The sequence below is a fragment of the uncultured Psychroserpens sp. genome, assembly GCF_947503375.1.
GTDB lineage: Bacteria > Bacteroidota > Bacteroidia > Flavobacteriales > Flavobacteriaceae > Psychroserpens.
The window spans coordinates 83,829-108,055 of sequence record NZ_CANNDQ010000007.1 but is presented as its reverse complement, the minus strand read 5'-3'; the positions used below and the strand labels follow the sequence as shown (position 1 = coordinate 108,055).

Below are 24,227 nucleotides of genomic sequence, written 5' to 3'. Positions count from 1 at the left end.
AAAAATATCCTTTTAAACTGTATCCATAAAGGTTTTCTCTACTTTGTTAAAGCTTAACATGCCTATAAAAAGTAAAATTATCATTACTATAAAACTGTATCCCAGTGCGTACCAACTAAAATTACCTGAGCCTGTAAATGCAAATCTAAAAGTCTCAATAATAGAACTCATTGGGTTAGCCATGATCAAGTATTTTATTTTACCCTCGATCATACTCGCTGGATATATAATAGGTGTAGCGTACATACCAAGTTGAATGGCGAATGTAATCAAAAACCTAAAATCTCTGTATTTAGTAGTTAATGCTGTTACAAGCAGTCCTAAACCTAATGCTAAACCTGAAGTTATGACTATTAAAACTGGTAGTAATATCAATTTTGAATTGGGTTGTATATTCGCATCTGTGAAGAATATAAAATACGCGTAGACCAATAAAAACAAGGAAAATTGCACAGCAAAAGTGAGCAGTTTAGAAATAACAATAGACAATGGTGTAATGACTCTAGGAAAATATACTTTCCCAAAAATATTTGCATTTGAAACGAACGTCTCAGAGGTAGTCTTAAGTGCTTCAGCAAAATAATTCCAGCTCACAATACCCGCTAAATAAAATACAGGTTGTGGTAAGCCATCGGTACTCATATTAGCGATACCACCAAATACTACCATAAACATAACAGTAGTTAAGATTGGCTGAATAAAAAACCATAGCGGACCAAAAATGGTCTGCTTGTAAACAGCAACAAAATCACGCCTTACAAATAAAAACAGCAAGTCTCTATAACGCCAAACTTCTTTTAAGTTAAGGTCTAAAAGCCGCGTTTTAGGTTCGATAACTAATTTATATGAGGGATCTGAGCTCATGTATACACTTCAATATTAAATTTACCACAATTACATACGTTGTAATCAAGGACAAGTATTACATTCTTTTACATAAAAACGGCAAAAATACAATAATAATACTGTTTGCAAATTTATACTATTGGTAGTGTGATTTCTAATTTTTCAAAAGAGAATATTAACACTATACCAGATAATGTGGCTTTTAAAGAGTAAAAAGCTTAAAAAAGGTTGATATGTATTGTAATTTAAAAACAATACAGCATCAAAAACATTTGCATTACAACTAGTTAATAAATTTATAACACACAAACCGCTATATAAAAGCTAACTTTCTTATTTTTGTAAATTGTAGCTCTAAGATTTTGAGTTACTTAGTTAGGAAAAATAACAGCACCATTATGAAAAAAATTTACTTACTACTTATTACACTTTCCTTTTGTTTCTATGGATTTGGACAAATATTAACATTTGAATTTTCCGCTCTAAGCGGAAATGAAGCTAATGCAAGTTCAAACTCAAATGACATAAATTTAAATTCTTCTACAATTAGTAGAGGAGCTGGTCTCAATGCTTCCAATAATGGCGGGAGATTCAATGCTACCAACTGGGCTCTTTCAAGTATATCAAACGCAGTAAGTGGTGATGACTATATGGAATTCACAATAACACCTAATCTAAACTTTGAATTTTCTGTTAGCTCTATTGAAATTAACCTTCAAAGATCAGCAACTGGTCCAAGAGGTATAGCAATTAGAAATTCAGTAGATAATTACACAACCAATTTAGACTCAGAAAAAGCTATAAATGATGTCACGTCAACACAAAGTTTTGTTTTTAATTTTACTCAATCATCTTCTAGTTCACCTGTTACATACAGAATATATATGTTTGCTGAACAAACAGGCGGTTCTGGCGGAATAGGCGATTTCAGTGGCAATGATTTAGTTGTAAATGGTGCTGTAACAGCTATTTCATCAAATGACTCAGACACAGATGTAGCAGAAAGTTTAAATACAATTGATCCTGAAACTGTTGATGCAGCAACAACTATAGATGAAAGTAACGCACAAGATGCTCTTGCTTTTGTTATTGAAGATTTTGGAACGTCTGATGGTTTAAATACATTCATCACACAAATGCGCTTCACACCTGCTATTGGTAACACTGCAGATTGGTCTGATCATATTCAAGGAATAACCATAACTGATGGCCTTACACCTCTCGATCCTGGACAGTCTGTAAGTATCTCTGATACTGAAATCATCGTAACTTTCAGTGCTCCTGTTGAAGTTGATGATGCTGATGCCATAGATGTCGTTCTAGGGTTTTATTTAAATACCTCTAATATTGTTGATGGTAGTGTTCTTCAATTTCAAATTGATGCAGTCTCAAGCGGTTTTATTGCAAATTCTACTTTAGGAAGTGATTTTATTTCACCTCTTAATGGTGGTGACGATATCGTTAGTAACGAATTTACAATTAGTGCTCCTTCAAATGACTCAGATACAGATGTAACAGAAAGCTTAAATACAATTGATCCTGAAACTGTTGATGCAGCAACAACTATAGATGAAAGTAACGCACAAGATGCTCTTGCTTTTGTTATTGAAGATTTTGGAACGTCTGATGGTTTAAATACATTCATCACACAAATGCGCTTCACACCTGCTATTGGTAACACTGCAGATTGGTCTGATCATATTCAAGGAATAACTATAACTGATGGCCTTACACCTCTCGATCCTGGACAGTCTGTAAGTATCTCTGATACTGAAATCATCGTAACTTTCAGTGCTCCTGTTGAAGTTGATGATGCTGATGCCATAGATGTCGTTCTAGGGTTTTATTTAAATACCTCTAATATTGTTGATGGTAGTGTTCTTCAATTTCAAATTGATGCAGTCTCAAGTGGTTTTATTGCAAATTCTACCTTAGGAAGTGATTTTATTTCACCCCTTAATGGTGGTGATGATATTGTTAGTAACGAATTTACTATTGATGTCCCAGTTGTAGATTCAGATACAGATGTAGCAGAAAGCTTAAATACAATTGATTCAGAAACTGTTATTGCCACAGATGTTACAAGTGAACTTGATGCACAAGATGCTCTTGCTTTTGTTATTGAAGATTTTGGAACGTCTGATGGTTTAAATACATTCATCACACAAATGCGCTTCACACCTGCTATTGGTAACACTGCAGATTGGTCTGATCATATTCAAGGAATAACCATAACTGATGGCCTTACACCTCTCGATCCTGGACAGTCTGTAAGTATCTCTGATACTGAAATCATCGTAACTTTCAGTGCTCCTGTTGAAGTTGATGATGCTGATGCCATAGATGTCGTTCTAGGGTTTTATTTAAATACCTCTAATATTGTTGATGGTAGTGTTCTTCAATTTCAAATTGATGCAGTCTCAAGTGGTTTTATTGCAAATTCTACTTTAGGAAGTGATTTTATTTCACCCCTTAATGGTGGTGACGATATTGTTAGTAACGAATTTACGATCGATGTTGCAAAAACAAAGCTTTTATTCTTACAACAACCCTCTGACACCAATACTGACTCAGCTATGACTCCTGCAGTCACTGTTGCTGGTGTTGACGCTAATAACAATATAGATACAGATAACAATTCTGATGTTACAGTCACTTCTAGTGGTACTTTATCAGGTGTTCTTTCAGAAACACCAATCAGTGGTATATCAACTTTTAATTCAATCATTCACACTGCCTCTGGAACAGCTCTAACATTAACAGCTTCAGACACAGAAGCTACAGATGCTGTTAGTAATCCTTTTAATATTAATCTTGGTCCGACATGTATCGCTATTGAAGATTTTGACAACGGAACACCAACTTGGCCTAATGATATTGCTAGTCAATTATTTGTAGATCCAAATTCACCAGACCAAGGTTTATTTATTCAGGCAGCTACAACTAACAATAGTAATTTTTCAGGAAACACAGCCTTTGGTAGAGATTTAGAAGGAGAAGATAGTGAACCATCATTATCACCTTACACATTTACATTTGATCCGATTGATGTTTCTAGATACACCTCAATAGAAGTGGCTTTTGATTACCATGCATTTGCAAACGCAGATAATGGATCTTATGAAGTATTTATCGATGGTGTTGGTCAAGGTGCTGTTCAATACTTCAATGATCCAGATACTGCTCCAGGTGTTAGTGGTACAATAACAGTGCCTATTGTTGATGGCACTTCAACTGTAGGTCTACAGTTAACAGGAACTTTAAACGGAGGAAGCGATGTCATAGAATTTGACAATTTTAAACTTAGTGGTTTTGTAACAGATGTATATGAGGGCAATGCAGATACAGGATTTGGAGGTGCTCTTGGAAATGGGGATTTTGAAATTAGTGCAAACTCTGGCCCAACCATAGACTTTGTTTTTAATAGAGGTTCAGGTACATTTAGTGATTATATTGTAGTTTATATTGATAGTCAGAGTGGAGGAATCACCACAACTGCCAACTTAGTAGATGTAGGTGACGATTGGAGAAAAGCTGTTTCAGGGTTTGATGGCACAAATAGATCTACTATTACCTTCCCTCCTGGTTTTACACCTGAATATGCTATATCAATGAGTAATGCTGATGCTAGATTTTATAGGTTAGATGAAGGTGGTGCTCACTCATTTGTACAAAATGCTTCATTAAGCCCAATTGGCAATGCCAGTGCTTCTTCATATACTTTCAATATTAATTTCAGTAGCATTAATGCAACTCCTGGACCAGAAAGTTTTAAATTTTTAGCAACTTATATTGATGCAGCTACTGCATTTAGGTCTGATGAATCTATAGGTAAGAATACTGCTGAATTCAATCCTGGACAAGCTGCAATAGAGTTTATTACTTACTACCAAGTTACCAGTCATGATCAAGGCGGTAAAGCTCCAACTTCTGCTAATGGATTGTGGACAAATGCTAGCTCATGGGAGAATGGTAATGACCCTTTAGAAGGTGACGAAATTGTAATAGACCATAATATCAATTTAAATACTGATGTAAATGTAAATGGTCTAGCCATATCAGCTGGTAATACATTAACGATCAATTCAAGTAACACTCTATCTATATCAGACGGTATTATTGACAGTGGAAATCTTAATGTTGATGGTACGTTTGAAATCACTAATGGTGGCTTTACAACTATAGTTCCAACATATGCTTCTGGTTCTACATTAGCTTACAAAGATATTTCTGGAACCTTTAATAGATTTCTCGAATGGAATGTTGGAGACATCATTGGTAGCGGTGTACCTGGAAATGTAATTATCGATAACTCTAGTGTAGACTTGAGTGCCACAGGCGGAAGTGCAAATGATGGAGATTTTGATATAGTAAACAATCTCACTTTACTTAATAATGGTAGCTTAAATATTGATCCAACGAAAAGTTTAACTGTAGGTAATGCTATATCTCATAACGGAGGAACCATTACACTAAGTTCAACATCAACTCGTTTTGCAAGTTTAATTAGCAGCTCAGTATCTGGAAGTGGTAATTTTACCTACAGCCGCTACACCAATGAGACAGCCTCAGCTGGAGGAAATGACCTAGTATCACCTCCTGTTACAGGTCAAACATTTAGTGACTTTGCTGGTAATAACCCAAATATAGTAGAAAATCCAAGTGATGTTTCTCAGAAACTATTCGGCCCATTCAATAAAACTACTGGAGCTTATCAAATCTATGATCTAGATATTCCTGATGATGCAAATAGCACTTTAGATCCAGCAAATGCGTATAGAGCTGCATCAATTTCTGGAGATAATAATTTCTCTTATACTGGATCAATGAATACGGGTACTGTTAACAAACCTATAGTTGTTAGTGGACCAGGATTTGATAAATGGAATTTAATTGGAAACCCATATCCTTCTTATATTAAATTAGCAGATTTTCTAGCTCAGAATAACACTGAGTTTGACACAAATTCTGCTGGTGTTTATGGGTATAATGGTGGTAGTTCATCTAATAGATTTGAGATATGGAATTTAGCATTTTCTGCTCTTAACCCTGATGCTCTAATTGCTCCAGGCCAAGGGTTCTTTGTGGCATCAAAAACTGGTGGTGGCTCTGTGAACTTTACAGCAGATATGAGAGATACAGGTACAAGTGATGACTTTATAGAATTTAGAAATGCTAATATTTCTTTACTTAAACTTACAGCAATTAGTGGTGCACAATCCTATAGTACAGATTTTTATTTTACTAATAACGCCTCACTGGGTCTAGACCCTGGATACGATGCAAGCGTGTTTGGTAATAATGCACCTAGTTTTGCAATTTATTCCCATTTAGTTCAAGACGATGCAGATATAGACATGGCTATACAATCTATTGCTAATTCAGATATTCCAAATGCTGTTATTCCATTAGGAATTAATGTAACTGCTGGGCAGCAAGTCACTGTTAGTATAGCTGAAAACACGTTACCTCCATCAATTGAAGTTTACCTAGAAGATAACTCCAATAACACATCGACTTTACTTAATAATAGCGATTTTATCTTTACAGCAGATAATGACTTAAATCGCATTGGACGTTTCTTTTTACGATTTACAGACACTACCCTATCAACAGTTGAACAAGACTCTAATAGTCTAACTATTTTTACAACAAATTCATCTAATTCAGTTTTTGTAAAAGGCCAATTGTCTAGCGATACAACTGTAGAAATTTACGATATTCAAGGTCGTCTTGTGCTTTCATCTACTTTAGATATCAATGTGACTTCTAATGAGATAAATGTGTCAAATTTAAGTACAGGTGTTTATGTGGTTAAACTTAAAAATCAAACACAGCAAAAAACCCAAAAGGTTATACTTAAATAGTTATGTTATTTACAATTAACTAATAATCTTCAAAAGAGAATAGTTAACATATGATTGATCTCAAGAAAATTACATTAAGTATTTTACTACTAGTATCATTAAATATAGCTGGTCAAAATATTGCTGCATTTTCTGGAACAGCAACTCCACAGGCTACTGCAGTTAATAATCTTACTGCTGAAGCTTTAACTAGAGGTTCTGGTTTAACAGCTTTAGGAGGAGCTACATTTAATAGTGGTGCTTGGACAGCTAACACTAGCATTGATCCTGACGATTATATTGAATGGACAATTACTGCTGCACCTAACTTTAGCGTCAATATAACTGGAATAGATATTAACTACGATAGAGATCCTGATGGTGGTTTCTTACAATTCCTTATTGGAAGTGGACCAGCTCAATTGAGGCTAAGATCAAGTCTTGATAATTATAATTCAGATCTTTTTTCAGACACCAATGTTAGTAATGCAGGAGAAATTCAGTCTATAGTGACGAATTTGAATTCAACTACTGGAGGTTCAATTACATTTAGATTGTATGGTTTTGAATCTAGCGCTGGCCTGTTCGGTAGTTTTGGCAGTCTCGATATTGAAGGTGGTCTGGGTACAGTTTTATCCTTGGACGATACAGGAATAGTACTAAAAGGCACTGTGATTTCTGACGGACTTATATATTCAAATTCGGAGTGGACGCCTAATGCACCTTCTGCATCAACTGGAACAAGCAACGCATTAGTATTAAATGGCACCTATACAGAAACTTCAGATGTAGCAGTTAACGATCTTATTGTAAATCCTGGTGCTTCAATAATTATTGAAAAAACAGGTTCTTTAACAGTTAATGGAAACTTAACAACAAATGATGCCATAACTTTAGAATCAGATTCTGACGAATACTCAAGTTTGATCGTCAACGGTAGCGTAACTGGCAGTGTGTTTTATAATAGACACGTGAATACTAATGCTTCCTCTGGTGGAAATGATTTAATTTCTCCACCAGTAAGCGGACAAACCTTTGGAGCATTTGCTAGCGTCAACTCAAATATTTTTTTCAATCCATCTGATCCATCTAGAAAACTATTTGGCCCTTTCAATAAAACTACTGGAACATACCAAATATATGATACTGATCTAAGTACAGATGCTAATACAACACTTGATGCTGGAGTAGGTTATAGAGCAGCTTCAACAGATAATGGAAATTTTTTATTTTCAGGAGTAGTTAATACTAGTTCGATATCTCAAACCATTTTAGATTCTGGACCTCAATTTGAAGAATGGAATTTAATTGGTAACCCTTACACTTCCTACATAAGACTTTCAGACTTCTTAACACAAAACAATAGTGAATTCAATGTAGATGCATCTGGTGTATATGGTTATGATGGTAATGCATCCGATGGATGGACTATCTGGAACCTTGCATATTCAACTTTAAACCCTAATGCATTGATTACACCTGGACAAGGGTTTCTGGTTGCAACAAAACCTGGTGGAGGATCTGTAACTTTTAATCCCAGTATGCGAAGTTCAGGAAATACAGATGATTTTATTTTAGGTAGAAATGATAGTAATGTTGGTTATTTTAGATTGAAAGCTACCAGTAATTCAAATAGTTATACTACTGATTTTTATTTTATTGATAACACCTCATTAGGTTTAGACCCAGGTTATGATGCTAGTATTTTTGGAGGGAATGCACCAAATTTTTCAATCTATTCCCAATTGGTCAATGACAATAGCGGAATTGATATGGGCATACAAAGTATAGCATTCTCAGACGTTACTCAAACACTTAGTGTGCCGTTAGGTGTGAATGCCAACACTGGTCAACAGGTAACAATTAGCATTGAAGAAAGCACATTGCCAGATAGTTTTTTGATTTACTTAGAAGATAATGTCACTAATACATTTACCTTATTAAATATTAATAATTATGTATTTACTGCTAATACATCATTGAGAGATACAGGTCGTTTTTTCCTTCATTATGCTGAAGAAGACACCTTATCTATTAATGAGAATTACAACGACAACCTTCAGATGTTTGCAACAAGTGAAAATGTCTTATACGTCAAAGGACTAATAAAAGAAAATACCATATTACATATTTATGATGTTAACGGTCGTTTAATAACACAGTATCATTTAAGTGTTAACTCTACCTCAAATTCAATCAATATGAAAAATATAAGTGCTGGTTTTTATGTAGCTAAGCTTAAAAATAACCTACAAGAAAAAACACTTAAGCTAATTGTTAGATAATATATTATTAACCAAAAAGCGTTCATAAATTATTTAATTTAATTATTTTTGACCGTTATTTAGATTGAAGCAATGAAAAGAACGAATTCACAAGATCAAATTACACGTAAGGAAGCCATGAAAAAGATGGGGAAATATGCTGCACTTACTGCTGTTGGTACTTTTCTTATCTTAAACCCAAAAAAGGCACAAGCTTCATCTCCTCCAGATCCAGGAGGAAATCCTTTTGAATAATTTACACCGTTATTTATTTTGAAAGCGGATTTAGCTCCAAAATATTCATACAAGTTAGATGAAAACTATCTATTGTGGTTTGAAAAATCTAACAACTATGTCATTGTCTCTGAATTATTAAAAGTTATTCTTGAAACGTTCATAAAAGCTAAAAGTAGAGATGAATGTGTAAAAACTTTATCATCAATTCCTAAATTAAACACACAGAATATAAATAGTTTGGTAAAGGAAGCTTCAGATTTTCTTAATGAAGCAAATACAACTGAAAAGCTAACTATTGAAGATCATTTAAAATTTACGATTACTAAGCCTCATATTAGTAAAACTTATGCTATTGGTGAACATCATATTTTGGTCAACTATGGTTCAGAAATCTTAGAAAGTCTTATTCACCCACTTTTTGATCATCTAACAATCAATTCAGTAACAACTACTGCTGTCGTTTTTGATCTATTTCAATACAAAAATCGATTGCTTATTTACAAAGATCAGTTATTTCTAAAAAGTTTCGAAACAAAAAAATTCAACTATTTACAAGGAAGGTTTACGTTAGAAATAGCTAACGTTCTCTATAAAAAAACAGAACAAGACTGGCTAGCTACATTTCATGCTTCTACAGTAAGCAATAAAAATAAAGCCATAATGATCGTAGGAGATTCTGGAAACGGAAAGAGCACATTAACCGCATTACTTATGGCACAAGGCTTTGATATGTTGGCAGATGATGTTACACCTATGCTCGCTGAAACTCAAGAAGTTTACAGAAATCCATCAGCTATTTCTGTAAAAGAAGGCGCTTTTAATATTCTTGAAGATGAATTTCCACATTTCAATGAACTTAAAATACATGCTAATGGTCAAAAAAAAGTTTTGGTAAAATATTTAGCTAGTAGTAACCCATTTCATGAAATGAAACCTTCCTTTCCTTGTAACACTGTTGTTTTAGTTAATTATTCAAAGGATAGTAAATCTACTATAAATAAAGTCTCAGGAGAACAAATCTTAAAGACATTGATTCCTGACTCATGGATTTCCCCTAAACCTGAACATTCAAAAAAATTTATCGATTGGCTAACTAACGTGAGGTTTTATCAGCTTAATTATAGCGATAATGCATATGCCATAAATGAATTTAAAGTATTATTCGATTCTTGAAATTTTTATTAGCCATTTGTTTAACTACATTTGACATGTTATTCAATGGCGGCTTTTGATTAAAAAAAAACACGCATACAAAATTACCATTCAATTGATTGCTGATATTATTAGCTTTCAAGACAATGCTTCTTTTTTAAAAGACAAGTTCAATACCACCGAAATTGATTGGGATTCATTAGTAACGATAGCTAGTGAGCATCTTATACTCCCAACAATTTTTTTCAAATTAAAAGAGAAGGCACTTTTAGAATATATTCCTGTTGAGCTTAACCATTATTTGACAGAACTCGCCTCAATAAATAGAAACCGAAACAACTCTTTATTATCAGAAATAAAAACAATTGCTACCCTTTTTAAATCCAATGCAATCAATTATGTTTTTATAAAAGGAGCAGCTCTTATTGCTGGCAAGTTCTATGCCGATATTGGAGAACGAATGGTTGGCGATCTAGACATTCTTGTTGACGACAAAGATTTACACAAAGCCTTTAATTTACTTGTTAAAGAAGGCTATGATAAATTAATACCGTTTAACTATGAACAAAAGGATTACAGACATCTACCAAGACAGGTCTCAAATAATTGTTTAGCAGCTGTAGAACTACATAGTTATGTATTAAAAACAAAGTATAAAGATTTAATTGATGCGAAACAGCTCTTAAGCACAAAAACCGTTATTAATGAAGTAAACATCCCTAATTTGTATTACTTCAATAGTATAAACATACTCACTGCGCAAATTAACGATAGAGGCACCTATTTTTTATCGATACCATTGAAACATGCTTACGATAGTCAGGTTCTTAAACTCGATCAAGAAAAACAGCTCCTAACCCAATTACTGCATAACAAACATGGTCTAACTTACTTATCTCTAATAGACCTACTATTTCCTGAAGCAATATCTAGAAAGAGTACTTTAAAAGAAAGGCTTATAAAAATGCGTTTCAAACTAAAAATGAACAACCCTAAATTGGCCTACTTCGTATACAAAATAAAATGGATTACCATAAATTGTATAGACCGTTTAAACCTCTTTATAACCAATAAAAGTTACCGAACTCATATTATTAAAAATAAAACCTTTATTAAAAGTTAGCCTCTATTTGTTTTATATTATAAAAGTAAAAACCTATTTTTGAAGCAAATATTTTTTGCAATGAAAAAAATAATAATTGGTTTTATTCTATTGTTTGTTGGTATATCTTCATATAGCCAAACAAGAATTAATGAAAGAGATACGTGGTTACTTAGCGTTGGTGTAAATACAGTTGCAAACTTTGGTACTCAGAATCCATTTGAGGACTTAAGCGAGAATTCAACTCGATTTGCCTTTAGACAACCAATCGCAATTGCAATTGAGCGTCAATGGACCAAATTTTTACATATTGAGCAAGATATTTCATTTAATGGTTTTAAAGAATCTGAATTCATTGATAACGGGACTCCAGATAAAGATTTATTTTATTTTTCTACGAACACGACACTTAAATATTATTTTGGAAGTCATATTTTTAAAGAATTAGAGTGGTTAGATCTCTATGGTGGCTTTGGTTTAGGTCTGTTCAACATCGAAGAAATCAATACCTCTATTAATGGTTCGTTAGGTATGATGTTCTGGGTAAGTGAAACTGTAGCTATTAGACTTCAAGGTGTTGGTAAATTTGCAACTACTTCAGATAGAAGACAGTATGACAATAACCACTACCAGTTTATGTTACAAGCTGTTATTAGAATATAAGTTTCATCGCACCTAAAGCTAGTATCCTGAAAAATTAAAATTTAGCATTGTCTTAATTTTAGTATATATTGTTGGAAACTGTGTTCTAAATTCGTGAGGGGTTTCTATAAACGTTTCAACAAAAACAGCTAAGAATTCATATTGATTGGTAAAGGCGTATTCCCTAACATAATCTGAAGTTATTAGCTCTTTTTTCAATTTGCTATCCTTATCCAAATCTTCGGTAAGTTCGTAGTAAGAATTCAAAAAAATTGCAGCACTGGTACTACGTTTCCTTACGCTCATGTAGTAAAAGTGAATCGCATGAATAAACTCATGTATAGCTAAGTTTAAGTTATCATCCTCAATTTCATAACCATGTTTTACATCTTTCCAAGAAAAAACCAAAGCTTTATATCCCAAATTAAATTCTCCTTTATGATATGTTTTATTGGTTGTAGAATAGAAGGCCTCAGGATAAAAAATAACACGCTCTACTAAACTTATATTATAATCTCTTAGACCAAAGGTAAGCTTAACCAATGTAGCTGCAGTAACAACTTTCATTTCATCAGTAACTGTTATGTCTTTACCAATAAACTCGGTTGTTTTTATGAACTGTTTAACTCTATGCTCAAAATAAGATTTATGCTTAGATGATAATCTATTGTAGAAGTTAATGTATTGCCTAAGAATAGACTTTTGATCTTTAGGCAGCTTTTTCTTTTTTATATACTTATGATTGTAGAATAGCTTTTTGTTGAAATACTCTACATAAGCCATTTCAAAAAAATTAAATAATTTGTAGAGTATGAATATTACGATTAGGGCTACTAGAAAAATGATAACAGAAAAATAAATGAATTGCCCAATAGGAGATAGTTCTTCCTTTTCAAGTAAAATTAAAATCATTTTTTAAAAATACTGAAAAAAAAATCCCAATTACTAAATGTTATTGCATTTTTAGTAATCGGGATAGTTAAAATTAAAAACTATTTATTTTTTAGAAATCTTATGCTATTGTAAAAGATACTTAATCTTCAATCTCTATATATATCTTACTTGTCATTCTCAGTTTTTTTCCTTTAAGTCTTGCTTGAGAAAAGAATTCTTTTGCAATTTCTTGCTCGTTCAAAAGCTCTTTAATTCTACCACTATCAAATTTACATTCGTCTAAATCATTACCCTCAGTTATTGATAAACGCTGTAATTTATGAAAATTGATTTTAACGTTTAAAACGGAGTTAATGATGTGAGCTGCTTCTGACGGTGTATACTTACCATTGATTAAATCAATTTTTTGATCTGTTTTTAATGCCTCTGCTGTTTCCATAATTTTAATTGTTTTTGATATAATCGCATTACAAAGTTGCGGTTTTATTTTTATATATTTTTATTTATATATTTTATATTTATTATTAGTATATTTTATGTTAAATTTATAATACAAAGGTATAGTGGCATACCTAAGGTAATGTTAAACGGAAATGTAATAGCCAATGCCATGGGTATGTAAAGACTTGGATTAGCTTTTGGCGCTGCTATTTTCATTGCTGCTGGAACTGCAATATAGGATGCGCTAGCTGCAAGAATAGCAAAAAGCAATCTATTGCCAGCACTTTCAGTAAGTATGCTGCTAACTACAGCTACTAAACATCCGTTGATTAAAGGAACTACAATAGCAAATATTAACGCAAACCATCCTTTCTTTATAAAATCAGACAACTTGCGACCACTAGTAATTCCCATATCTAAGAGGAATACTGCCAAAAAGCCTTTAAAGATATCTGTGGTAAATGGTTTTATTCCTTCAGCTTGAGCTTCGCTAGCCATAATACCTATAAATAAGCTACCAATAATAATTAAAACACTACCGTTCGTAAGTGCATGATGCAAAACTGTTTTCATTGGAGCCCCTTTTTCTTTCTTATTTTTTTTAAAGAACATCATAAGTAGCAAACCAACCATGATTGATGGCGCCTCCATTAGTGCCATAACTGCAACCATATGACCACTAAAAGCAATTTGCTCTAACTCTAGAAATGAAATGGTGGTAACAAAAGTTACTGCGCTGACAGATCCATATGCCGCTGCAATAGCTCCAGCATTTTCAACATTAAACTTTCTTCGTAAGATAAAGTATGTATAAATTGGTATAATAATAGCCAAAAAGACTCCAAACAACAACGACCATAGTATTTCAATATTGAATTCGCTATGCGATAATTCTTGACCTCCTTTAAATCCTATAGACAATAATAAGTATAGAGAAATAAATTTAGATGAGGTCTCAGGTATTGTAAGATCGCTCTTAAGCTGCACTGCAATCACTCCCAAAAAGAAGAAGAGAAGTGCAGGATTTGTTAGATTATCTATAAGTAAATGTAGATCCATTAAATCTGCAAATTAGTATGTAACTAATTTTAGCTTATTTATTTGTTAGAGAACAGGTGAACTATAAAAATTAGCGACAAAATACCACCTACTACTAATAATTCTTTAAGAAATAAATTATTATTACTTACTGATAAGTAAACGAATGCTCCATAAGAGCCTAACAATAGCAGCAACTTCAACGTTGTTATATGTTGTTTTATAATAACAGATCTTAAAGACATCTGTTTTTCTTTCGTTTTTGCTTGCCCCTGTTTACTAATTACAAAATCGCTCATTGAATATTATTTTTAAATGTTTTTGCAAATATCTAGCGTATTTTTTATATATTTTTATTTATTTTTATTATAAAATACATAAACAATAATTATGCATTATACTTTACACCAATTAGAGATATTCTACAAGGTTTGTGAATTAAAGAGTGTAACTAAAGCTTCTGAAGAATTATTTCTAACTCAACCTGCAGTATCCATACAGTTAAAAAAATTTCAAGATCAATTTCAAATCCCACTATTTGAAGTTGTTGGCCGAAAGCTTTACATCACAGAATTTGGAGAGGAAATTGCACTAGCGGCAGAAAACATTTTAAATGAAGTAAATGCTATTAATTACAAAGCACTATCCTTCCAAGGTGAATTGGCTGGCAAATTAAAAATCGCCATCGTATCGACCGCTAAATATGCAATGCCCTATTTTTTAACGGATTTCATGAACAAACATAAAGGGGTTGATCTTGCAATGGACGTAACTAATAAAGCAGAAGTAGTTCGCTCACTAGAAAACAATGAGGTCGATTTTGCTATGGTTTCAACCATTCCTAAACATTTAAAAATAAATCGTATTCAATTGATGGACAATAAGCTATACCTTGTAGGTGGTCGACAGTATAATCATTCTGGAAAATACATTTCAATTAAAGCTTTTGAGCAATTACCACTTATATACAGAGAGCAAGGGTCTGCTACCAGAAATCAAATGGAATACTTTATTGCTGCTAATAAAATCTCTACTTATAAGAAAATGGAATTAAAATCAAATGAAGCCCTTAAACAAGCAGTAATTGCAGGATTAGGATTTTCTATCATGCCATTAATAGGAATAAAAAATGAATTAAATAATGGAGACTTACAAGTTATCCCAGTGAAAGACCTTCCTTTGACAACCAACTGGAATTTAATTTGGCTTAGTTCAAAAAACTTATCTACTATAGCAAAACATTTTGTAGATCATATCAATGAGAACAAGGAAAATATTATGAAAAACAAATTTGACTGGTTTGATAATTATTGAAATAGCTTAACATTTAATGAAGTTTTGAGTGGTATTAGCCTCACAATAAAAATATTGTGAGGCTAATTTTTGTGACCTCGAGAGGATTCGAACCTCCAACCCTCAGAGCCGAAATCTGATATTCTATCCAGTTGAACTACGAGGCCTTAACTTTTATGACAATTTTGCCTTAACTATGTTAGAAATGGTTTTTCCGTCTGCTTGACCAGCTAATTGCTTGTTTACTATTCCCATCACTTTACCCATATCCTTCATACTTTCTGCACCTACACTAGTAATTGTATCTAAAACAACTTTTTCAATTTCTGATTTACTTAATTGAGCAGGTAAGAATTGAGAAATAACTTTTGCTTGCGCCAACTCTGGTTCGGCTAGATCACTACGATTTTGTTCAGAAAATATTGCAGCACTATCCTTACGCTGTTTTACCAACTTAGATAAAATTTTTATTTCATCAGCTTCCGTTAGATCTTGCCCAGAACCTGAAGTTTGTGCTAATAGTATTTCAGATTTAACTGCTCTTAAAGCTGCTAATGCTACCTGATCTTTATCTTTCATTGCTGCTTTCATGGCAGTCATAATATCTTGTTGCAAACTCATTACTCTTGATTTAATTTGAATTGCGAAGATATAAAAACTCAATGGTTTAAAATACTTTAATCACGAACTAGAACACAAAAAAACCCGAAACGTATTTCTCAACGCTTCGGGTTTGACAAAAGTGTGAAACACTAAACTAAATTTGCTATTAATCTACGTTGTCGTGTAAAAATGAATTATTGCTTCTTAATTGAATATCGTCGTTGTCATCAGTAGCAACAGAGGTTCTAGAAGCCTTGGTTTCTGAAGAATGCTGCGATTCTTCTAAATTCACACCTTGTCTTTTGTATGCAGGTTCTTTTTCAATTTCATCAATCTTAGATGAATTAAATTTATAATTAAAATCTTTCATCTTACGTCTACGCTCATCAGCTCTTTCTTTAAGCAATTCTGAAATTGGACTATTCATTGGGTCAATTTCTTCTTTAACTTCTTCTTTAGTGATCTCTGATTCAATTGTTTTTTTCTCAAAAACAATATCTTCTTCAATCTCTGGCTGAACTTTAGTTTTTGTATCATTCATAGAAGACTCATAACTCATAAAATCATCAAGAGCGTAACGCTTTTCTCCCTCTTCATTAGCTTCAGTAACTGGTATTACTTCAATATGATCTTTAACATTTAAGTCTTTAACTTCATCCTCAAGACTAAAAACTGTTTTGTCCTCAACGTTAGAAAGCTCTTCTTGCGCTTCTTCTTTTCCAAATGTCAATGGTAAATCAAAGGTTAAAGTAATCTGCTCTTCTTCTACCTCTTCAACAATATTTTCCTTGATTTCTTGAACTGGTGTTATGATAAACTCTTCTGTATCAGCCTTATGGTCTAAGACCTCATCATAGACAACGTTGATGTTTTTTATAATGTCTGTTGTGGTAATCAAATCGGTAACGACATGAGCTTCAACCTCATCTATATCATCATCTATTAATGTGTGAATTACGACATCAGACACTTTTTCTTCTTCCTTTTCAAGAACAATATCTGGTGTAATGATTGCTGGGTCACTCTCCTTTACTGTAACATCTTCATTACGATCATCCTCTAGCGCATGAACAACTTTCTTTTGCTCTGTATTAGAAATCTCGTGCTGTTGATCTATATCGAAACCTGTAGCTATAATTGTTACTGAAATTGATTCTTGTAAAGACTCATCCTCACCAACACCCATGATGATATTAGCGCCGTGACCAGCTTCATTCTGGATATGATCATTGATTTCTCCAATTTCATCAATTGTGATTTCCTGAGATCCAGAAACGATAAGCAACAATACGTTTTTGGCTCCAGTAATTTTATTATCATTCAACAATGGTGAGTCTAGAGCTTTCATGATTGCTTCTTGTGCTCTAGTTTTACCTGATGCAGTTGATGAACCCATAATAGCGGTACCACTATTGCTCAAGACTGTTTTTGCATCTCGTAAGTCAATATTTTGTGTGTAGTGATGTGTAATAACTTCTGCTATACCTCTAGAGGCTGTTGAAAGCACTTCGTCTGCTTTTGAAAAGCCTGCTTTAAATCCTAAGTTACCATAAACTTCACGTAGCTTATTATTATTGATGACCACTAAAGAATCAACATGTGCTCGTAAGGTCTCAACGCCTTTTTGAGCTTGTTCGTTTCTGGTCTTACCTTCAAACTGAAATGGCATTGTAACAATCCCTACGGTTAAAATATCTAATTCTTTTGCAAGTTTAGCTATAATTGGTGCGGCTCCAGTTCCTGTGCCTCCGCCCATTCCTGCTGTTATAAATACCATTTTAGTATTAGTATCTAACATGCGTCTTAAATCTTCTAAACTTTCAACTGCAGCTTGCTCTCCTACTTCGGGATTTGCTCCAGCTCCTAAACCTTCGGTTAAATTTACTCCTAATTGGATTTTGTTCGGGACACCACTGTTTTGCAGTGCTTGGGCATCTGTATTACATATTACGAAGTCAACACCTTTAATCCCTTGTAAAAACATATGATTAATAGCGTTACTTCCTCCACCACCTACACCTATCACTTTAATAACGTTTGATTGGTTCTTAGGTAGATCAAATGCAATATTGCCTAACTCATTGTTGTTGCTCATAAAACTACGTTTTCTCTATTTATACTTTATTTTTCCCAAATACTTTCAATTGAGCCTAATCAATTAAAAGTGCATGATGTTTTTTATTCTGCGTTATCTAAAAAATCTTTAACACGCTCTGTTAATTTGTCCAAAAAAGATTTGTGTTCTTTTTTGGGTTGCTCTATCATTTTTTCTTGATGTGATAAACTTTCATCTGAGTATTGTTGTTCTCCAACTTGCTCCAGCTCTTCAGCTTCTTTTTCTACTCTTTTTCGTTCTTGACGCTTTAGACCATCCATCACTAAACCAACAGCTGTGGCAAATAATGGACTAGCAATTTCGTTATCACTATCACCAGCCAAGTGTTCGTTAGGATACCCTATTCTGGTATCCATACCAGTGATATACTCAACCAATTGCTTCAAATGTTTTAATTGACTTCCTCCTCCAGTAAGTACTATACCAGCAATCAATTTCTTTTTTTGTTCCTCGTGCCCATAATTCTTAATTTCAACATAGACTTGCTCTATGATCTCTACAACCCTTGCATGAATGATTTTTGACAAATTCTTCAAAGTGATCTCTTTTGGTTCACGACCACGCAAACCAGGAATAGATACAATTTCGTTGTCTTTGTTTTCTCCTGGCCAAGCAGAACCAAATTTTATCTTTAACAATTCGGCTTGTTTTTCTATAATAGAACACCCTTCTTTAATATCTTCAGTAACTACATTTCCTCCGAATGGTATTACAGCAGTGTGACGTATAATCCCGTCTTTAAATACAGCAAGATCTGTTGTACCACCTCCTATGTCAATTAAAGCAACTCCAGCTTCTTTTTCTTCTTGACTCAATACTGCGTTTGCCGAAGCTAATGGTTCTAATGTGATTCCTTCTAACTCTAGACCAGAACTTTTAACACAACGACCGATATTTCTGATTGATGATACTTGACCTACAACGACGTGAAAATTAGCTTCAAGTCGGCCTCCATACATCCCGATTGGTTCTTTAATTTCTGCTTGACCATCAATCTTGTATTCCTGTGGTAACACATGAATGATCTCTTCACCAGGTAGCATTACTAGTTTATGGACCTGATTGATTAAACGATCAATGTCATCTTCATCTATAACAACTTCAGAATTAGCTCTTGTGATATAATCACTGTGTTGTAAACTCCTAATGTGTTGACCAGCAATACCAACAGTTACGTCTTCAATTTTAAGTCCTGCTTCAGCTTCGGCTTCTTGAACGGCTTGCTGAATGGATTGGATGGTTTGAGTTATGTTATTCACCACACCTCTATGCACACCTAAGCTTTTGGATTTACCAATACCTAAAATTTCGGCTTTTCCATATTCATTCTTACGACCTATCATTGCCACAATTTTTGTGGTTCCAATATCTAGTCCTACTGAAATTTTATTGTTTTCCATCACTTACTTTTTGGTGCAAATCACTTGCTTATCAAACTTTAAATTCACGACACTATAGCTGTCTAATACTTTATCATTCATAGCTTTTAAATAAAAAGCCTTCAGATTATTAATTTTTTTATCTAATAGTTTTAGAGTCCCTAAATGAATTTTAAAATCCTGTTGTCTTAACTTCAAATCAATAGATTGGTCTTCATTTTGATGAATCTCTACTACATGCTTAGTTAAAAACTCATCCGCTCTAACTTTTTTTGCTATTGTATATACAGTTGACAGATTATTTTTTTCAATTGCTCCTGTTACTAATGGCACCCTTGCCGTATAATTTGTTGATAAAGGCATATACGATCCATGCTCATCTATGTAATAAGATGCATTTGTACTAACTCTAGCTATAGGTTTTTTTTGCTCAATCTTAGCTGTGATTGAGCCATCAACCGTCATGTACACTTGTGCTTGCTCAATCATTGGATTAGAATTTAGGGCAGATTCCAATGCGTTCAAATCTATAATTTCTTTAGGCTTGTTCGTAACACTCTCATGATTTTGTATTAACAATTTACTAACAGTTTGTTGAGTTACGAATAAATTATTATCGCCAATAAATTCTATTGTTGGGTTACTTACTTTACGTGTCGCATTTCGATAAGATGAAAACGCAAATAAGAACACCACTAATAGCAGTAAGACAATAACTTTTATATATGTAAATTTAACTTGCAACACTCAAAGCTTGTTTAATATGTATAACTTCTTCTCCAATATCTCCTGCTCCAATAGTTAATAACACCTGTGCAGTTGATTGTTTTATTTCATTAATTAATTCAGATTTCTGAACCAATTTTTTATGCTTATTATTAATTTTTCCAAGTAACCATTTTGATGTAACACCATCAATTGGAAGCTCTCTAGCCGGATAAATATCTAGCAATAATACTTCATCAAAATACGATAGACTTCTAGCAAACTCATCAGCAAAATCTTTAGTCCTACTAAATAAGTGAGGTTGAAAAACAGCCAATACAGTTTTATTTGGGTACATTTCTCTAACAGCTTGATGTACTGCATTTATTTCTTCAGGATGATGTGCATAATCATCAATAAATACAAATTCTTCTGTTTTGATCTGGTAAGTGAATCTGCGTTTAACACCTTTATAAGATGCTAATCCCTTGGCGAGCTGCGGTGTAGGGAGACCATATTCTACAGACATCGCCAAGGCTATTAATGCATTCGACAGATTGTGTCTACCAGGTAGGCTAAATTTGAAATTTTCAAGTAGTGCATTTGGTGTTTTAACATCAAACACATAGCTACCGTTTATTATTTTTATATTTTGAACAGAATAATCTGAATTATCTTCTATTCCGTAAGTAATTCCTTTTATTGACAATCCATTTTTTACAAATAATTTTCCATTAGGCTTAATTTTTTCAGAAAACGCCTCAAATGATTTTATTAACTCTGTAGCATCGCCATAGATATCTAAATGATCTGCATCCATTGAGGTAATACAGGCCATATCTGGTGATAAGGTTAAAAAGGAACGATCAAACTCATCGGCCTCAACTACAGTTACATCGGTTCCATTAAGAATTAAATTAGAATTATAGTTCTCACTAATTCCACCTAAAAATGCAGTAACCTCAACATTACAACTATTCAATAAATGCCCTAAAATACTGGTAGTGGTGGTTTTTCCGTGAGTTCCAGCAACTGCAAGACAAAAAGTTTGTTTTGTAATCTCTCCTAAAACCATAGAACGCTTCATAACTTGAAAGTCATTAGCTTTAAAGTAATTTAATTCGCTATGGTATTTTGGGATTGCCGGCGTAAATACAATAAGCGTGTTTTCAGGATTCAAAAATGCTGAGTCAATCAAATCAATGTTATCTTCGAAATGAATTGAAACACCCAAAGCTTCAAGCGCATCTGTGATATTGGTTTTTGTTTTATCATAACCACCAATTTTTAGATCCTTAGCAACAAAATAACGAGCCAAAGCGCTCATTCCGATACCACCAATACCAATAAAATATACGCTATTTATGTGTTTTAGATTCATCTATTGCTTTAATAGTTTTTCAACTTCGTCTGCTATATCTTTTGTTGCATTTATTAATGCTAATTTTCTTATTTCTTTACTTAATTCTTCTTGTTTTTCTTTAGATTCCATCAGTTTTGTAAACTGAGGTTCAAATGCTACATCCAACTCATTTTCCTTAATTAAAATTGCTGCACCTTTATCTGCAATAGCTTTAGCATTTTTTGTTTGATGATCTTCGGCTACATTTGGTGACGGAATAAAAACCACAGGCTTGCCAACTACACAAAGCTCTGATACTGAACCAGCTCCAGCTCTAGAAATAATAACATCTGCAGCTGCGTAGGCCATGTCCATATTATTTAAAAACGAATGTACTTGTACATGGTTTAATTCATTATACTGTTTGTATTGTTGATAGTATAGTGTTCCACACTGCCATATTAATTGCACATTTAACGACTTAAAATATTCAAGTTTACTTTCAATTAATTGGTTTACGCGTCTGGCTCCTAAACTACCGCCTAACACCAACAATGTATGCTTGCTATGTATCAATGTGAATGCATCTTTACCCTGTATATGTTTATTTGCAATATTGAGTAAATCTTTACGTATTGGGTTTCCGGTGAGTATTATTTTTTCTTTAGGGAAGAATTTTTCAAGACCTTCATAAGCCACACATATTTTATTCACTCGCTTACTTAATAGTTTATTTGTTATTCCAGGATAAGAATTCTGTTCTTGAATTAAACTAGGCACACCTTTAGAGGAAGCCACCTTCAATAGTGGTCCACTTGCAAAACCACCAGTACCAATAGCTACGTTTGGCTGAAACGTTTTAACTATTTTTCTCGAGCGCAATAAACTAATGATTAGTTTAAAAGGAAACATCAAGTTTTTCAGCGTTAGTTTACGTTGGATGCCTGAAATCCATAGCCCTTCAATTTTATAGCCTGCTTGAGGTACTTTATCCATTTCCATTCGATCTAAAGCTCCAACAAACAAGAATTCAGCATCTGGAAAACGAGATTTTAGCTCATTAGCAATAGCAATAGCAGGATAAATATGTCCTCCTGTACCACCTCCAGATAATATGATCTTATAATTACTCATTAAATCGCTTCACTTAAAATTTCTAACGGATTATCTTCATTAACCTCTTGTTCTTTAATTTCTTCTCGTTTTGCACTTACACTTAATATAATTCCAATAGCTAAACAGGTCATCCAAATTGACGTTCCTCCGCTACTAATTAGTGGCAATGTTTGCCCAGTAACCGGAAACAACTCAACAGCTACAGCCATATTGATTAATGCTTGAAACACTATTGGCAAACCAACACCTAATACTAAAAGTTTACCAAATATCGTATCTGATTTTTGAGAGACGATAACTATTCTGAACAGTAACCAAGAATACATTACCAGTAAAAACAGACCACCAATTAAACCGTACTCTTCTATGATGATTGCAAAAATAAAATCTGAAGATGACTGTGGTAAAAAGTTTTTTTGGACACTCTTTCCTGGCCCAACACCTTGTATACCTCCAGTTGCTATTGCAATTTTTGCCTTTTCAATTTGATAATCGGCTTCTGTATCTTCACCATTAGCAAAATTTTCTATTCTACTTGTCCATGTATCTATACGATTATCCATAAAATCTGGAAATGCTTTAGCTACAAGAACGAATAATGCTAGTGCAACAATTCCGCCACCAATAATAATAGCTAAATATTTTATTGGATAACCACCAATAAAAGTGAGCATCATTACCATTAGAAATATAATTGCTGTTGTTGAGAAATTAGCTGGTAAAATAAGTATTAATATGAAAAATACTGGAGCCCAAAGTGGCAATAGTGTTTCTACAAAGGTGATTTCCTTATTTTGAATTTTAGATAAATAACGTGCAACATAGACCATCAAAACAACGGCTGCTAATGTTGATGTTTGAAATGACATTCCTACAAATGGTATCTGAATCCATCGACTTGCATTTGCGCCTTCAATGGTTGTTCCTTGAAGCATTGTAACAATCAGTAATACTAAAACTATAGGAATCATTACCATAGACAAGCCTCTAAAATATCGATATGGTACTTTATGAACACCGTACATAATTGCAAATCCAAGAAAAAGATGCATGAAGTGTTTCACAAAAAAACCAAATGTATTTCCCGAACCTCCTACATAAGCTAAGTTGCTAGCAGCACTATACACAGGAAGGAATGAGAAAATTGCCAACAAAGCAGCAATAGCCCATATCAATCGATCTCCTTTTATGTTTTTAAACAGTGTTTGCAC

Annotated in this window: 18 protein-coding genes and 1 tRNA gene; 7 read left to right on the top strand and 12 right to left on the bottom strand. The window is 33.4% G+C overall.

Translation table 11 applies throughout. The features are described 5' to 3' along the window. Positions 1-12: 12 nt before the first annotated feature. The gene (locus Q0876_RS12770; protein WP_299228471.1) at positions 13-864 is read right to left on the bottom strand and encodes an ABC transporter permease; all 852 of its coding nucleotides are present in this window, start codon (positions 862-864) and stop codon (positions 13-15) included. Positions 865-1,244: 380 nt separating this feature from the next. Between Q0876_RS12770 and Q0876_RS12765 the strand changes: the two genes are divergently transcribed. The 6 genes from Q0876_RS12765 (at position 1,245) to Q0876_RS12740 (ending at position 12,110) form a co-directional block, all read left to right on the top strand. Further along, on the top strand, positions 1,245-6,713 hold the full coding sequence (locus Q0876_RS12765; protein WP_299228469.1) for a T9SS type A sorting domain-containing protein: 5,469 nt from the start codon (positions 1,245-1,247) through the stop codon (positions 6,711-6,713). Between the two features lie 50 nt (positions 6,714-6,763). Beyond that, a complete protein-coding gene (locus Q0876_RS12760; RefSeq protein WP_299228467.1) occupies positions 6,764-8,977 on the top strand; it encodes a T9SS type A sorting domain-containing protein in 2,214 nt (737 codons plus the stop codon). Positions 8,978-9,049: 72 nt separating this feature from the next. Further along, entirely contained in the window at positions 9,050-9,211 is a 162-nt protein-coding gene (locus Q0876_RS12755; protein ID WP_299228465.1) for a hypothetical protein, read from the top strand. Positions 9,212-9,229: 18 nt separating this feature from the next. Next, positions 9,230-10,366, top strand: coding sequence for a hypothetical protein (locus Q0876_RS12750; RefSeq protein ID WP_299228463.1), 1,137 nt, complete (start codon positions 9,230-9,232; stop codon positions 10,364-10,366). A gap of 55 nt (positions 10,367-10,421) precedes the next feature. Next, positions 10,422-11,468 carry a nucleotidyltransferase family protein gene (locus Q0876_RS12745; protein WP_299228461.1) on the top strand — a complete coding sequence of 349 codons (1,047 nt, stop codon included), beginning with the start codon at positions 10,422-10,424 and terminating at the stop codon, positions 11,466-11,468. A 60-nt stretch (positions 11,469-11,528) separates the two neighbouring features. Then, positions 11,529-12,110 (top strand): hypothetical protein, encoded by a 582-nt coding sequence (locus tag Q0876_RS12740; RefSeq protein ID WP_299228459.1) that lies wholly within the window; start codon positions 11,529-11,531, stop codon positions 12,108-12,110. A gap of 18 nt (positions 12,111-12,128) precedes the next feature. On the opposite strand, the gene Q0876_RS12735 is transcribed toward Q0876_RS12740, so the two are convergent. The 3 genes from Q0876_RS12735 to Q0876_RS12725 all read right to left on the bottom strand — a co-directional run bounded on the left by Q0876_RS12735 (position 12,129) and on the right by Q0876_RS12725 (position 14,483). Beyond that, positions 12,129-13,001 (bottom strand): zinc-dependent peptidase, encoded by an 873-nt coding sequence (locus tag Q0876_RS12735; protein WP_299228457.1) that lies wholly within the window; start codon positions 12,999-13,001, stop codon positions 12,129-12,131. A gap of 121 nt (positions 13,002-13,122) precedes the next feature. Next, a complete protein-coding gene (locus tag Q0876_RS12730; protein ID WP_299228455.1) occupies positions 13,123-13,422 on the bottom strand; it encodes a hypothetical protein in 300 nt (99 codons plus the stop codon). Between the two features lie 95 nt (positions 13,423-13,517). Further along, on the bottom strand, positions 13,518-14,483 hold the full coding sequence (locus Q0876_RS12725) for a sodium-dependent bicarbonate transport family permease (protein WP_299228453.1): 966 nt from the start codon (positions 14,481-14,483) through the stop codon (positions 13,518-13,520). A 369-nt stretch (positions 14,484-14,852) separates the two neighbouring features. On the opposite strand from Q0876_RS12725, the gene Q0876_RS12720 reads away from it, so the two are divergent. Beyond that, on the top strand, positions 14,853-15,776 hold the full coding sequence (locus tag Q0876_RS12720) for a LysR family transcriptional regulator (RefSeq protein WP_299228451.1): 924 nt from the start codon (positions 14,853-14,855) through the stop codon (positions 15,774-15,776). A 72-nt stretch (positions 15,777-15,848) separates the two neighbouring features. On the opposite strand, the gene Q0876_RS12715 is transcribed toward Q0876_RS12720, so the two are convergent. From Q0876_RS12715 to Q0876_RS12680, 8 genes are all read right to left on the bottom strand, one after another. Continuing rightward, a tRNA-Arg gene (locus Q0876_RS12715) sits at positions 15,849-15,922 on the bottom strand. Positions 15,923-15,929: 7 nt separating this feature from the next. Beyond that, positions 15,930-16,376, bottom strand: coding sequence for a GatB/YqeY domain-containing protein (locus tag Q0876_RS12710; RefSeq protein ID WP_299228449.1), 447 nt, complete (start codon positions 16,374-16,376; stop codon positions 15,930-15,932). Positions 16,377-16,524: 148 nt separating this feature from the next. Continuing rightward, a complete protein-coding gene (gene ftsZ / locus Q0876_RS12705; RefSeq protein ID WP_299228447.1) occupies positions 16,525-18,453 on the bottom strand; it encodes a cell division protein FtsZ in 1,929 nt (642 codons plus the stop codon). An 83-nt stretch (positions 18,454-18,536) separates the two neighbouring features. Beyond that, positions 18,537-19,874, bottom strand: a complete 1,338-nt coding sequence (ftsA, locus tag Q0876_RS12700; RefSeq protein ID WP_299228445.1) for a cell division protein FtsA — start codon at positions 19,872-19,874, stop codon at positions 18,537-18,539. Between the two features lie 3 nt (positions 19,875-19,877). Next, on the bottom strand, positions 19,878-20,600 hold the full coding sequence (locus tag Q0876_RS12695) for a cell division protein FtsQ/DivIB (protein ID WP_367276653.1): 723 nt from the start codon (positions 20,598-20,600) through the stop codon (positions 19,878-19,880). Beyond that, on the bottom strand, positions 20,587-21,939 hold the full coding sequence (murC, locus tag Q0876_RS12690; protein ID WP_299228441.1) for a UDP-N-acetylmuramate--L-alanine ligase: 1,353 nt from the start codon (positions 21,937-21,939) through the stop codon (positions 20,587-20,589). Before murC ends, Q0876_RS12695 begins: the two co-directional genes overlap by 14 nt. Beyond that, complete coding sequence (murG, locus tag Q0876_RS12685) at positions 21,940-23,034, bottom strand: undecaprenyldiphospho-muramoylpentapeptide beta-N-acetylglucosaminyltransferase (protein ID WP_299228439.1); 1,095 nt, start codon at positions 23,032-23,034, stop codon at positions 21,940-21,942. Further along, positions 23,034-24,227, bottom strand: a complete 1,194-nt coding sequence (locus Q0876_RS12680) for an FtsW/RodA/SpoVE family cell cycle protein (protein ID WP_299228437.1) — start codon at positions 24,225-24,227, stop codon at positions 23,034-23,036. The genes murG and Q0876_RS12680 overlap by 1 nt, the downstream gene beginning before the upstream one ends.

Coding starts and splice junctions, on each gene's coding strand:
- Q0876_RS12735 (WP_299228457.1), bottom strand. CDS start 13,001: ATGATTTTAATTTTACTTGAAAAGGAAGAACTATCTCCTATTGGGCAA.
- ftsZ (WP_299228447.1), bottom strand. CDS start 18,453: ATGAGCAACAACAATGAGTTAGGCAATATTGCATTTGATCTACCTAAG.
- murG (WP_299228439.1), bottom strand. CDS start 23,034: ATGAGTAATTATAAGATCATATTATCTGGAGGTGGTACAGGAGGACAT.
- Q0876_RS12765 (WP_299228469.1), top strand. CDS start 1,245: ATGAAAAAAATTTACTTACTACTTATTACACTTTCCTTTTGTTTCTAT.
- Q0876_RS12725 (WP_299228453.1), bottom strand. CDS start 14,483: ATGGATCTACATTTACTTATAGATAATCTAACAAATCCTGCACTTCTC.
- Q0876_RS12710 (WP_299228449.1), bottom strand. CDS start 16,376: ATGAGTTTGCAACAAGATATTATGACTGCCATGAAAGCAGCAATGAAA.
- Q0876_RS12755 (WP_299228465.1), top strand. CDS start 9,050: ATGAAAAGAACGAATTCACAAGATCAAATTACACGTAAGGAAGCCATG.
- Q0876_RS12770 (WP_299228471.1), bottom strand. CDS start 864: ATGAGCTCAGATCCCTCATATAAATTAGTTATCGAACCTAAAACGCGG.
- Q0876_RS12740 (WP_299228459.1), top strand. CDS start 11,529: ATGAAAAAAATAATAATTGGTTTTATTCTATTGTTTGTTGGTATATCT.
- Q0876_RS12730 (WP_299228455.1), bottom strand. CDS start 13,422: ATGGAAACAGCAGAGGCATTAAAAACAGATCAAAAAATTGATTTAATC.
- murC (WP_299228441.1), bottom strand. CDS start 21,939: ATGAATCTAAAACACATAAATAGCGTATATTTTATTGGTATTGGTGGT.
- Q0876_RS12760 (WP_299228467.1), top strand. CDS start 6,764: ATGATTGATCTCAAGAAAATTACATTAAGTATTTTACTACTAGTATCA.
- ftsA (WP_299228445.1), bottom strand. CDS start 19,874: ATGGAAAACAATAAAATTTCAGTAGGACTAGATATTGGAACCACAAAA.
- Q0876_RS12720 (WP_299228451.1), top strand. CDS start 14,853: ATGCATTATACTTTACACCAATTAGAGATATTCTACAAGGTTTGTGAA.